This window comes from Sinorhizobium fredii USDA 205 (genome assembly GCF_001461695.1).
Classification (GTDB): Bacteria; Pseudomonadota; Alphaproteobacteria; order Rhizobiales; family Rhizobiaceae; genus Sinorhizobium; species Sinorhizobium fredii.
Genome location: NZ_AUTC01000146.1, coordinates 62,253 through 74,899 on the forward strand (window position 1 = coordinate 62,253; position 12,647 = coordinate 74,899).

The 12,647-nt window shown below is 62.8% G+C and carries 11 protein-coding genes and 1 pseudogene; 9 read left to right on the forward strand and 3 right to left on the reverse strand.

Annotated elements, in window-relative coordinates; all coding sequences use genetic code 11:
- On the reverse strand, positions 1-1,464 hold the full coding sequence (locus tag N181_RS18630; RefSeq protein WP_060563652.1) for a mannitol dehydrogenase family protein: 1,464 nt from the start codon (positions 1,462-1,464) through the stop codon (positions 1-3).
- A gap of 59 nt (positions 1,465-1,523) precedes the next feature.
- Here N181_RS18630 and N181_RS18635 point away from each other — a divergent pair, with 59 nt between their 5' ends.
- The 8 genes and pseudogenes from N181_RS18635 to N181_RS18670 all read left to right on the forward strand — a co-directional run bounded on the left by N181_RS18635 (position 1,524) and on the right by N181_RS18670 (position 9,861).
- Positions 1,524-2,249, forward strand: a complete 726-nt coding sequence (locus N181_RS18635) for a GntR family transcriptional regulator (RefSeq protein WP_050994573.1) — start codon at positions 1,524-1,526, stop codon at positions 2,247-2,249.
- A gap of 257 nt (positions 2,250-2,506) precedes the next feature.
- Positions 2,507-3,570: pseudogene (locus N181_RS18640) on the forward strand (glycosyltransferase family 2 protein).
- A 249-nt stretch (positions 3,571-3,819) separates the two neighbouring features.
- Positions 3,820-5,079, forward strand: coding sequence for an ABC transporter substrate-binding protein (locus N181_RS18645; RefSeq protein WP_014331281.1), 1,260 nt, complete (start codon positions 3,820-3,822; stop codon positions 5,077-5,079).
- A 118-nt stretch (positions 5,080-5,197) separates the two neighbouring features.
- Positions 5,198-6,121 (forward strand): carbohydrate ABC transporter permease, encoded by a 924-nt coding sequence (locus tag N181_RS18650; RefSeq protein WP_037428461.1) that lies wholly within the window; start codon positions 5,198-5,200, stop codon positions 6,119-6,121.
- Between the two features lie 4 nt (positions 6,122-6,125).
- Positions 6,126-6,986, forward strand: a complete 861-nt coding sequence (locus tag N181_RS18655; RefSeq protein WP_037428464.1) for a carbohydrate ABC transporter permease — start codon at positions 6,126-6,128, stop codon at positions 6,984-6,986.
- Between the two features lie 19 nt (positions 6,987-7,005).
- On the forward strand, positions 7,006-8,079 hold the full coding sequence (locus tag N181_RS18660; RefSeq protein ID WP_037428467.1) for an ABC transporter ATP-binding protein: 1,074 nt from the start codon (positions 7,006-7,008) through the stop codon (positions 8,077-8,079).
- 67 nt (positions 8,080-8,146) lie between these two features.
- Positions 8,147-8,893, forward strand: coding sequence for a formylglycine-generating enzyme family protein (locus tag N181_RS18665; protein ID WP_060563654.1), 747 nt, complete (start codon positions 8,147-8,149; stop codon positions 8,891-8,893).
- Positions 8,872-9,861: a ScyD/ScyE family protein gene (locus tag N181_RS18670; RefSeq protein WP_037428473.1), complete on the forward strand. Its 990-nt coding sequence runs from the start codon at positions 8,872-8,874 to the stop codon at positions 9,859-9,861. Before N181_RS18665 ends, N181_RS18670 begins: the two co-directional genes overlap by 22 nt.
- A 45-nt stretch (positions 9,862-9,906) precedes the next feature.
- On the opposite strand, the gene N181_RS18675 is transcribed toward N181_RS18670, so the two are convergent.
- Positions 9,907-10,101, reverse strand: a complete 195-nt coding sequence (locus tag N181_RS18675) for a DUF2735 domain-containing protein (protein ID WP_037428476.1) — start codon at positions 10,099-10,101, stop codon at positions 9,907-9,909.
- A 507-nt stretch (positions 10,102-10,608) separates the two neighbouring features.
- Between N181_RS18675 and N181_RS18685 the strand changes: the two genes are divergently transcribed.
- Positions 10,609-11,643 carry a glutamine synthetase beta-grasp domain-containing protein gene (locus N181_RS18685; RefSeq protein WP_037428481.1) on the forward strand — a complete coding sequence of 345 codons (1,035 nt, stop codon included), beginning with the start codon at positions 10,609-10,611 and terminating at the stop codon, positions 11,641-11,643.
- Between the two features lie 66 nt (positions 11,644-11,709).
- On the opposite strand, the gene N181_RS18690 is transcribed toward N181_RS18685, so the two are convergent.
- Positions 11,710-12,489 (reverse strand): TIGR01458 family HAD-type hydrolase, encoded by a 780-nt coding sequence (locus N181_RS18690; protein ID WP_037428483.1) that lies wholly within the window; start codon positions 12,487-12,489, stop codon positions 11,710-11,712.
- Positions 12,490-12,647 lie beyond the last annotated feature (158 nt).

Below are 12,647 nucleotides of genomic sequence, written 5' to 3' on the forward strand. Positions count from 1 at the left end.
CTATCTCGCGTAGGTGCGAAGCGTCGCTGCCGACCCGTCTTCGAAGAGCGTCGTCAAAGCCTTGACGAGGGCGAGACGAAATGCGGCGTTGGCCGCCAGATCGGCATCGAACACGTCCTGCATCGTCAGATAGGCATCGACGATCCGTTCCGGTTCGACGACGTCCCGGACGAGACCCGCGATGCGGGCGGCATGCGGGTCGCGGACGTCGATCGGCTGGCCCTGTTCGTCCAACCCTCGCGCGTATCGCATCCAGGCGGCGACGCCGAGCGCCAGCCGCTCGTAGCCGGCGCCGGCCTTCAGGCGGTCGCGGATTGTGCCGAGCAGCCGCTGCGGCAGCTTCTGCGAGCCGTCCATGGCGATCTGCCAGGTCCGGTGACGGAGCCGCGGATTGCGGAACCGCCGCAGGAGATCGGCGCGGTAAGCGGCGAGGTCGAAACCCTGCAAAGGCGGCAGGGTCGGCGACGCTTCTTCGCGCATCAGTGCCTCGATGAGCGCCTCCATTCCCGGAAGGGACATGGCGTCGGCCACCGTCTCGGCGCCGGCCAGATAGCCGAGATAGGCGAGCGTCGAATGGCTGCCGTTGAGCAGCCGAAGCTTCATCGTCTCGAACACGGCGACGTCGTCGACGAAGACCGCTCCCGCCTTCTCCCAGGCCGGGCGGCCGAGAGGGAAATCGTCCTCGATCACCCATTGCTGAAATGGTTCGGTCATGATCGGCCAGGCGTCCTCGAGCCCAAGCGCCGCCGCGATGGCGTCGCGGTCGCTGTCCGTGGTGGCCGGCACGATCCGGTCGACCATGGTGGAAGGGGAGGCGACACTGCGTGCAAGGCCGGCAAGGGCCGGGTCGCGCAGTTCCGCGAAGCGTGTCACCACCCGTTTCAGCACGTGGCCGTTCGACGGGAGATTGTCGCAGGAAAGCAGGGTGAAGGGAGCGTTCCCGGCCCTGGCCCGGCGGGCAAGCGCCTCGACGATGAAGCCGATCGCCGAGCGCGGCCGCTGCGGATTCTCAAGATCATGGACAATGTCGGGGTGAGCTTCGTCCAGCGTGCCGGTCGCGGGATTGTGACAATAACCCTTCTCGGTGATCGTCAGCGAAACGATGCGCGTTGCTGGATCGGCCATCCGGGCTAGAACGGCTTCCGGATCCTCCGGTGCGCAGAGCAGCGCGACAACGCTGCCGACGATCTGCAACTGCTCGGCTTCGCCGTCCTGGATCTTGAGCGTGTAGAGTCCGTCCTGCGGTTGGAGCGCATCTCTCGTATCCGGGCTCCGCAGCGAAACGCCGGAGATGCCCCAGGAGGGATCGCCCGCGAGAATCGCCTCGGTGAAGACGGCTTGGTGCGCGCGGTGAAAGGCGCCGATGCCGAGATGGACAAGACCTATGGTGACGAGCGCCGGGTCGTAGTCCGGCTTTGTAACGCCCTCGGGCAGGCGGTCGAGCGTCCGTCTTGAAAGCCGCATGGCGCTCTCCTCCCGCGTCCGATTGGCAGTGCGGGCAAATTGATATACTAGTACAGCAGATGGTGTCAAACGCGGTGGACCGGAGATTGCGGCATCAAACATCAGATGGATCGGGTGGTATCAGGCTCCTCCGGGTGACGACCGCGGCCGCCATTTATCGGCAACTCTACGCTGCAATCGTCTCGCTTGAGTTGAAGCCGGGCCTGCCGCTGCAAGAAAAGCGCATTGCGGAGGAATTCGGCGTCAGCAGGACGCCGGTGCGTGAGGCGCTCTTGCGGCTCGCCGAAGCTGGCCTCGTCGAGATTTTCCCGCAATCGGGCACTTTCGTTTCACGAATTCCGCTGTCGGCGATTCCCGAGGCGGTGATCATTCGCAAGTCACTGGAGCGCACTACCGTGGAGTGCGCGGCACAAGTCGCCAATGCGGGGGATATCGCGCGTCTCGATGGGATCATCGCCCGCCAGCGCGCCCATGCAGTCACGAGCGAGGCTTCACTCTTCTACGAACAGGACGAGGCGTTCCACGAAGCGATTGCCGCGATCGCCGGCTATCCTGGCATCTGGATCCTTGTCAAAACTGCCAAGCTGCAGATCGATCGCGCCCGCCGGCTGACATTGCCGGTGCCCGGTCGCATGGCAACCGTCACGGAGGAACATGCGGCAATCCGCGACGCCATAGCGGCGCATGACAAGGATTGCGCCTCAGCGGCGATGATGCTCCACCTCGGCGCCGTCATTCCAGACGTCGAAGCTCTTCGGCAGCACCATCCGGACTACTTCGCCTAAGGTTCTTCAAGGGGAAGAGGTTCAAAATGCTCCAGAGCAACCGGGAGGACACGCCGTCCGGCCTTGAAGGTCATTTAAATGCCACAAAACTGAAGAGGCTCGGACATCGATCGACAACGATCGTCGCTGCCCGCTGGCCAATGTCAGGCCAATGCCTCTGCCGCACCAGAATGGTTGCACTTCCGGAGCGGGCATTTTCTCCAAGGACCGATGAGAAGGTTCGCCGCGACCAAAGCAGATCTGCGAGGTTCAATGCGATGCACTCCACCCAGGACCGTCTTCCAGTTTCCATCATCATTGCGAACTACAATTATGCGCAATTCGTGAGTCGGGCGATTGATAGCGCACTCGCCCAAAGCTACGGCAACGTGGAAGTCATTGTCGTCGACGATGCTTCGACCGATCATTCCGCCGAGGTCATCGCTTCCTACGGACCTCGGATAAAGCCGTGCATGAAAAAGGCGAATGGCGGTCACGGTGCAGCGTTCAACACCGGTTTTGCGGCAAGTCGCGGCGCGATTGTCCTCTTCCTCGACGCCGACGATTACCTCTACCCGAACGCTGTGTCCGAGATCGTCGCTCAGTGGGGTGACGATACCGCCCAGATGCAGTACAGATTGCATATCGTCGACCAGGGTGAGCACGTCAATGACGTGTTCCCGCCGCCCGAAGTGCCGTTCGACTCTGGCGATGTCACCCCGCAACTGTTGCGCCGTGCGCGCTACCAGACCACGGTCACCAGCGGGCTGGCCTTTGCCCGTTCGGCGCTGGAGAGCGTCATGCCGGTGCCGGAGCACGAATTCCGACAGGGTGCAGACGGTTATCTGGTCACCCTGGCACCGCTATACGGGAAGGTGAAGTCGATCGAGACTTGCCTCGGTGCCTACCGCATGCATGGAAACAACCATTCGATTTTCGCCGAGAAGCTGGGCCAGAGGGCCCGCTGGCGCGTCGAACACGATTTTCACCGGCTGCAAGCCCTTTCGCACCAGGCCGAGGAGGTTGGGCTGGAGGTGCGCAGGACGCCAATCTGCGCGATCCGACGCATATCGAGGAACGTCTGGCTTCGCTCTGCGTGGACCGCCAGCGCCACCCGGTCGCTGAGGATTCGAGGCTTTCGCTTGCCGCAGCCGGCGCCGCGGCCAGCATGGAAATGAACGTATCGCTGCGCCGCCGTGCCATGCTTGCAGCCTGGTTCCTGTCGGTCGGGCTCCTTCCGCGACGCATGGCGCAGGCGGTCCTTTCATGGAAGCTTGTCGCCTCTTCGAGGCCTGCTTTTCTCGCCCGGATATCCAAAACCATTCGCTATGTGACGGGATAGTCCGCCGCTGCCGCGGAACACGGGCCTGGCGAGCTGCAACAAAAGCGGTAGCTAATACGCCCCTCTCTAAATCAAACGGAATGTGGTAGATTTGCGCTGGGAGCAACGTCGGCTTGTGGAGAAGCCCGATGATGGCCGACCCGTTATGGGCCGGATCTTATGGACGTTGCATCAGCCTCTCCGCCAAGCCGGATAGGGCAGGACCTCCATGAGGTGGTCTCGCCAAGAGCTCGGATTGGGAGGTGTTCAATGGTGCGCAAATTCTGTCTGGCTCTCGCCGTCGCGGCATCTGCACTCGCGATCGCCGGCGCCGCATGGGCCGACTTCACGATCCTCGTGCCGTCGAGTGCCGAGGGCGACGGTCTCAGAGCCGCCGCCGCAGACTACTCGAAGATGAAGGGCACGAAAGTAGAGATCGTCCAGGCGCCTTATGCAAATGTCTTTGAACAGGCCGCCAACGCCGGCGCTACCAAGTCCGGCGTCTTCGACATCATTCTGATGGACGACCCGTGGATTCCATTCTTCGCCGAGAACGGGCACCTCGAGGATCTGACGCCTTACTTCAAGAACGCCGGAATGGAGGGGCCCGACGACGACTTCCTGTCGAAGTCGCTCGCGATCTGCCGCAATCCCTACAATACCGGCCCCTACGTCTGCCTGCCTTATGTCGGAAACGCGCAGATGTTCTTCTACGACCCCATCAAGTTCAAGGAAGCCGGCGTCGAGACCCCGAAGACCTGGGACGACGTGCTGAAGGCCAGCAAGGCACTGACCGAAGCCGGCGGTGGCCGCTATTTCGGCTACGTGTTCCGCGGCGGTCAGGGCAACCCGGTCGTTGCCGACTTCATGCCGATCTTCTGGTCCTACGGTGCCGATCTATTCAACGCCGATCGGTCCAAGGTGACGATCGACACGCCGGAAGGGGCAGCCGCGATGAAGACCTTCATGGCTCTGCGCGACGTCTCGCCCAAGGGTGTCGAAAGTTACAATGCCAACGAGGTCGGGACGGCGCTTGCCGCCGGCACGGCCGCTTCATCGATCAACTGGCCGGACTGGGTCGCGACCTTCGAAGATCCGAGCCAGTCTAGGATGGTCGGCAAGATCTCCCACAGCCCGATTCCCGCGGGCACGAAACCGGGCAGCTCGGAAATCGGCCACTGGACCATGGGCATCATGACCGCGTCCAAGAACAAGCAGGAAGCCTTCGACTTCATGATCTGGGCGACCTCGCCCGAGCAGATCAAGATCTCCGCCGAGCGCGGCAACCCGCCGGTTCGGACCTCGACCTTCACCGATCCGGAACTGACCAAGCAGGAGCAGTTCCGGCATTATCCGGTGCTGATGGAGGCGATCCAGGCCTCGACACCGCGTCCGCGCCATCCGAAGTGGCCGGAGATCGAGAATGCCTTCGGGATCGAGCTTTCAAAGGCGGTTGCGGGCACGATCACGCCGGAGGAGGCGCTGAAGAACTCACAGGCAGCAGTTGAAGAGATCACGGGCCTGAAATAGGCCGCGAACTGGCGAAGCGGGGCTTTTTGGCCCCGCTCCCATGGTGGTGCAGGCGATTGCCGGCGGCGCCCGCGCGGGGGCTTGAGGCGCGTATGGACAAGTTGTCCACGGGAGGGAGATGTTGGAGTCCGATAAAGGCACATTGACCACGCCGCCTCGCATGGGCGGTGGCCTGGAGCGTTGGGCAGAGCGCCATTTGCGGATCCTCATGCTTGCGCCAACGGTGCTCATTCTTCTCGCTCTGACGATTTTCCCCAGCCTCTACATGTTCTACGCGGCGGTCCACAAGATCAGCCCCAACCCCGATCTGCCCTGGCAGTTCGTCGGTCCCGGCAATTTCGCGCGGCTCCTTTCCGACACGCAATTTCACGTCGCGCTTCGCAACACCGCTGTCTTTACAATCGCGGCAGTGACGATCGAATTCCTCCTCGGTCTCGGGCTGGCATTGCTGCTCGACAGATTCATCCGTCGGCTGACCTTTCTGAAGACAGTGCTGATGATCCCGATGATGCTGCCGCCGATCGCCGTCGCGATCACATGGAAGATCATCTACGAGCCGCAGTTCGGCGTACTGAACGAAATCATGTTCCGGCTCGGACTTCCCTTGCAGGCCTGGGCGGGCGACGTGAACCTCGCGATGTTCTCGATCATCGTTGCAGATGTCTGGCAATGGACGCCGTTCATATTCCTCCTGATGCTGGCGGGGCTCGCCAGCCTGCCGGTCGAGCCCTACGAGGCTGCCGTGCTCGACGGCGCCTCGTCGTGGCGGCAGTTCTGGGACCTGACGCTGCCCTTCCTAAAGCCGGTCATCGCCATTGCTCTTCTGCTGCGCGTCATGGATGCGCTGCGCCTTTTCGACCTGGTTTTCATCCTGACGGGCGGAGGCCCGGCGGATCGCACCAAGGTCCTCAGCCTTTACATCTATCAGGTTGCCTACCGCTTCGCCGATACCGGCTACGCGGCGGCGATTTCGCTGTTCGTGCTGTTCGTGACGATCGTTCTCAGCACCTGGTTCATGAAACGCATGCGACTGGCGGAGTGAGAGAATGGCGACGATCAGGACACGCAGCCGCCGCCGGGAGATGCTTCTCCGTCTGTCGGCATATCTGGTGATCCTCGTCGCGTTGGTCCTGACGCTCTTTCCCGTCTACTGGATCGCGGCGAACTCGTTCAAGTTCGATATCGACATCTTCGCCGTGCCGCCGGAATGGCTGCCCCGCAACCCGACACTGAAGCACTACGAGGAAGCCTTCATCGAACGCCCGTTCCTGCGCTATGCGCTGAACAGCCTTCTCGTCGCGGCCGGGACGACCATCGTTTCCGTCGCCTTCGGCACCATGGCCGGCTATGCGCTGGCACGATTCAGCTATCCCTGGCAGTGGCGCAAGCAGGTTTCGTTCTGGATCCTCTCGACGCGGATGATGCCGCCGATCGTCAGCATCATCCCGCTCTATCTGTTCTTCAATTACTTCGAGATGCTCAACACGAAATCGGCGTTGATCATTGCCTATACCGCCTTCAACCTGCCGTTTGCGACCTGGATGATGAAGAGTTATTTCCAGGATCTGCCGGTGGAACTGGAGGAGGCGGCAATGGTGGACGGCGACACGCGGTGGGGCGCCTTCCTGCACGTGGCGCTGCCGCTGGCCCGGCCCGGGCTCGCGGCCACCGCCATCTTCTGCCTGATCATTTCATGGAACGAATTCCTGCTGTCGCTTATCATCACGCTCACCGAGCAGTCGCAGACGCTGCCGATCGGCATTGCCGGGCGGGTGACGCAATACAAGACCCATTGGGGTGAGATCAGCGCCGCCGGCTTCATGGCCTGCGTACCGATCGTCATCTTCGCCTTCATCGTCCAGAAGCACCTCGTCCGGGGGCTCTCCCTCGGCGCCGTCAAGGGGTAAGGGGGAGGGGTTGAGGCCTATGGCGTCCGTCCGGTTCGACAATGTGACAAAGAAATTCGGCGAGTTCGTCGCGGTCCACGATTTCAATCTCGAGATTCGCGACAAGGAATTCCTCGTGCTGCTCGGCCCCTCGGGCTGCGGCAAGACGACGACGATGCGGATGGTCGCGGGGCTGGAAGAAGCGACGTCCGGCGACATCTACATCGACGCCGATCGCATCAACGACGTGCTGCCGAAGTATCGCGATGTGGCGATGGTCTTCCAGTCCTATGCTCTCTATCCGCATCTCTCGGTCGAGGACAATATCGGCTATCCGCTGAAGATCCGCAAAGTGCCGCCGGAGGAATACAAGCGCCGCATCACCGAAGTGGCACGGCGGGTCGAGCTCGACACGATGCTCAAGCGCCTGCCCAAAGAGCTGTCGGGCGGCCAGCGCCAGCGCGTCGCGCTCGCCCGCGCCATCGTCCGCACGCCGCGCGTCTTCCTCATGGACGAGCCGCTCTCCAACCTCGATGCCAAGCTCAGAACCCAGATGCGCGCCGAGTTGAAGCACCTGCAGCACGAGTTGCAGGTGACGACGATCTACGTGACCCATGACCAGATCGAGGCGATGACGCTCGCCCATCGCGTCGCCGTGATGAACAAAGGGGTGATCGAGCAGCTTGGAACGCCGCGGGAAATCTACAACGATCCGCGCACCCTTTTCGTCGCGGGTTTCATCGGCTCGCCGGCGATGAACCTTATCCCGGGCGAAGTGAAGGACGGCGTGTTTGTGAGCGCCGGCCTGCGGGTAGGGGGCGCCGGTCACGTCAGCATCCCACGGGCCGTGCTTGGCGTCCGTCCGGAGGACGTCCACGCGGCGAGCGCCGAAGACCCCGACGTCAATCTTGTCGCGCCGATCTATTCGGTGGAGCTTACCGGTGAGAACACGCTTGTCAGCCTGCAACTCGGCGGCCGGCTGATGACCCTGCGCGCCGACAAGAATTTCGCCGGCCAGATCGATCAGCGCGTCGGCGTCAAGGTCGAGACAGACCGGATGTTCCTGTTCGATGCGGAGACGGAGCGACGTGTCGATTTCCAGACTAATCGTTGAGATGCTGGATGAGGATCGGCAGGGCAGAGGTGGGTGCGGCCGGATACTCAAAGTGCGCTTTCATACAATGCCAGCGGCAATCGCTCTCGTCATGGCGTCCGCAGCGCTCGCCGCCGATGCCGGACCTATCACCGACAATCCGCTCATCGCCATTCCGGCTGGTTCCTTCGTCTTCGGCCGCGACGACGGCCTCGAAAACGAACGCCCGCGGCGCGTGGTGCAGGGGCAGCCATTCGCGATCAACCGGACCGAGATCACCAACCGGCAATATGAAGCCTTCGTGGCGGCGAGCTGCCACCGGCGCGCCTTTTATGTCGATCATCCCTTCCTCGGGCTCGCCGACCGCCCGGTCGTCGGTGTGAGTTGGGGCGATGCGGATGCCTTCTGCCGCCACTACGGCCTTGATCTGCCGTCGGAGCAGCAGTACGAGCGGGCGGCGCGGGGCGTTGAGGGCAACGCCTTTCCCTGGGGCCACAGCTCCAGCGACGACGCGCGGGCCAATGTCGGTGCCGATGCCTGCTGTTCCGGCGACGACCGCGACGGTTACCCGATGACCGCACCGGCCGATTCCTTCGCCGCCGGTGCCAGCCCTGAAGGCGTGCTCAACCTGGTCGGCAATGTCTGGGAATGGACGAGGGACATCTACGCGCCTTACATGGGAGCATCCGCCGCCGAGAACCGCCATCGCGTACTGCGCGGCGGGTCCTGGAACAGCGACGCGGGCCACCTGACGACCACCTACCGGCTCGCCTACGATCCCGATTTCCGTTTTGCAGCGAATGGTGGCTTCCGATGCGTCCGCTCTTCGCCCTGATCGCCTGTATCGTTCTGCTGGCGCGCAGCGCTGGTGCGGAACCGCTGGCTGCAGCGGACTACCGGCTCGAAACGGTCCATGTTCCCGGCGCCGCCTTTGCCGGCCTCGCCCGCGACGGCGGGAGCCTGCTCGTGACCGACCTCGCGGGCGGGCGCCTGTACCGACGGGATGAGGACGGGCGTCTGGCCGCCTTCGGTCCCGTCTTTCCGCACGGGCCCGACGTGATCGGCGACCCGACGGGGCCGTATCGCGTCGCGCGTGTCGGTGGTGAATTTGTCGTCGCGCAAGGATGGACACCGATCGATGCCAAGGAAACGCCACTTGATCACAGCCTGGTTGCGATCGACGATGCGGGAAAGACGCGGGTCATCAGCAATGACTTCTGGAACCCCTTCGATTTCGTCGCCGCCGACCAGGGCTTCTATGTCGTCGACGCGGCGCGCAACAGCGTCGAGCTTGTTGCGCCGGATGGACGAAAGAAGACGCTCATCAGTTTCCGACGATTGCCCCAGGCGGAGGGGGCGTTACAGAGCCTTTCGCCGACGGAATTCGAGGCGGGCAGCGGCTACGAGGTCGATGCGGTGCCGACCGGCATCGCGCTTCACAAGGGGCGCCTCTATGTCGCGCTCTTCGGCGGCTTTCCCTTTCTTGCCGGGGCGGGGAAGATCATATCGATTCCCGCGGCCGCCGTGTCCGAACCGCGGCTCGAGGCCGACCGCCTCAATGCGCCGGTGGCGATCGTCTTTACCGACGACGGAGCAATGCTTGTGCTCGAACACGGCACCTATGATCAAAAGCAAGGTTTTGCAAAAGGCAGTGGCCGACTGCTGAGGATCGAAGCCGCGGCAAAAAGCAGAACCACCATCGTCAGTGGCCTGACACGCCCGGTCTCGGTGCTCGTCTGGGACGAGCGGCAACTCGTCGTCTCCGACCTCGCCGGCAACCTGCACTTCCTGCGACGGGATTAGCTCGTCTCCGAAGGACCGCCTATCGCCGAGGCACGGGGATTACGCTCAGTGCTTGGTGCTAGTTTCCTCGCGAACCGCTTCCTCGTGATACCAGCAGCCGTCGATGGCAGCCGCGCAGACGTCCGACGAAATGAGATCCGCTTTGCGCTGTGCCTCGGAACGAGGCTCCTCGGCCTTCCGGGAAATGCGTGTCGGGAACTGATAGATCGTCGCGGTCTTCCCGTGAAAACTCGTGGCCATGTTCTGGTCTCCGGTGAGTCCTGTCGAGAAAGATAGTACGCCGCGGCAGAAATTGCACATCATTTGCGCGAATTGCCGAAAAAACGTTCAATTGCGTGCCGGAATCACGAGCATGCTTCCGCGCCTGGGCGCGAGCGAGGGCATTCGGTGCGATTTTTTAGGCAGCTGCGCGCAACTGACGCATTTTGCGGCGTTCGCTCCACCGCCGTCCGACGCGGATGTCGGAGGGCCGAGCGGCAAGGAGATGCAGGATATCCAGCAAAATCAACGGGGTGGCGAGTAGCTGGTGCCTGAGGCGGTGAGGGGCCGGTCGCCGCGCGCCGTTCGGTCGATCGCTCGGAATCTCGTCTCGATCCGCTGCCGACCGAAAAAAGAGTCGAGCCGGCCGCCGAGTTGGCACGCTTGATGCTTGAAGGGAGTCGATCCCTGGTGGTCGAGCACGTTTTCCGTGCAAGGCCGCGCCAGGAATTCTCAAACCTCGCAGCACCACGTTAGAGAGATTCGCTAATGACCAAGTATAAGCTCGAGTACATCTGGCTCGATGGCTACACGCCCGTACCAAATCTCCGCGGCAAGACGCAGATCAAGGAATTCGACGCGTTCCCGGCGCTCGAGCAGCTTCCGCTCTGGGGTTTCGACGGCAGCTCGACGAACCAGGCCGAAGGCCGCAGCTCCGATTGCGTGCTGAAGCCGGTTGCCGTCTATCCGGATCCGGTCCGCACCAACGGCGTGCTGGTCATGTGCGAAGTCATGATGCCGGACGGCAAGACGCCGCATCCGTCGAACAGCCGCGCAACGATCCTCGACGACGAAGGCGCCTGGTTTGGCTTCGAGCAGGAATACTTCTTCTACAAGAACGGCCGCCCGCTCGGCTTCCCGGAGCAGGGCTATCCGGCGCCGCAGGGCCCGTACTACACCGGTGTTGGCTATTCGAATGTCGGTGATGTCGCCCGCAAGATTGTCGAAGAGCATCTCGACATCTGCCTGGCTGCCGGCATCAACCATGAAGGCATCAATGCCGAAGTCGCCAAGGGCCAGTGGGAATTCCAGGTCTTCGGCAAGGGCTCCAAGAAGGCAGCCGACGAAGTCTGGATGGCGCGCTACCTGCTGCAGCGCCTGACCGAAAAATACGGCATCGACGTCGAGTACCACTGCAAGCCGCTCGGCGACACCGACTGGAACGGCTCCGGCATGCACTGCAACTTCTCGACCGCCTACATGCGCGAAGTCGGCGGCAAGGACTATTTCGAAGCGCTGATGGCGGCCTTCGACAAGAACCTGCAGGAGCACATCGACGTCTACGGCCCGGACAACCACCTGCGCCTGACCGGCAAGCATGAGACGGCCCCGTGGAACAAGTTCAGCTACGGCGTTGCCGACCGCGGCGCGTCGATCCGCGTGCCGCACAGCTTCGTCAACAACGGCTACAAGGGCTATCTGGAAGACCGCCGCCCGAACTCCCAGGGCGACCCCTACCAGATCGCTTCGCGCGTGCTGAAGACGATTGCTTCCGTTCCGACCGCGGTTTCGAAGGTCGCCTAATTACTCCCAAGCCTCTTCAGGGCGTCGACCTCGGTCGGCGCCTTTTTTTGTTCGGCTATCTGCGGATCATTCGGTCCCGTGGCGCCTTGCGAGGATCCAGTCGACGGCGGCCGAAATGTCCTGCACCGTTGCAGTCGGCACCGGCGCGAAACGCGCCTCGTCGCCCTCGCGATACTTTCCCGTACGCACCAGCAGCGCCTGGCCAAGACCGGCGTTGAGCGCGCCGGCAACGTCCGTTTCCGCATCGTCCCCGACCATCGCGGCTTCTGCTGCCGCGCAGGGTATTGTGGCAAGGGCAGAGTGGAAAAAGCCGGGCGCTGGCTTGCCGAGGACGATTGCCTGTCGCTGGCCGGCAAATTCCAGCGCGGCGACGAAGGCGCCGGCATCGAGGCTCAACTTGCCGTCGGCGTCCTTGAAGCTGCGGTTCGGCGCAAGCGCCAGCAGCTCGGCGCCATCGACCAATTTTCGGAAGGCTGCGTTCAGCGCCTGATAGTCAAAGGCATCGCCGGCGTCGCCAATGACGACCGCCATGCCACCGTCCGCAGGCAGATCCTGGAACTCCGAAACAAGATCGGGATGGACGAGTAGATGCGCCGCTCGGCCGCGCTCGCGAAGCCAGAAGCAGGCGGCCTCGGCCGGCGTGAAGAGCTCGTCGCTCGCCACGGACAGCCCCAGTCTCGCGAGCCTGGCAAGGATCGTCGGCTTGCTGGAGCGGGTCGTGTTGCTGACAAAGCGGATGGGAAGGCCGGCGGCGCGCAGGCGGGCGACCGCCTCTGCCGCGCCCGGCACGACTTCCTCGCCATCATAGATGACGCCGGCAAGATCCAAGAGCACAGCGTTGATCATCAGACGAAGATGACATGCAGGTGGGGCGGGTCAAGCTCTGGCATGCTCGGGCGTCGGCGGTTACCACGTTGCTGGATGACCACTTGCGCCCGAAATTGGTTGCGCCATGCCAATCTGCAACTCATCAAAACGTTGACATAGATCGCATTGCCCCAGCA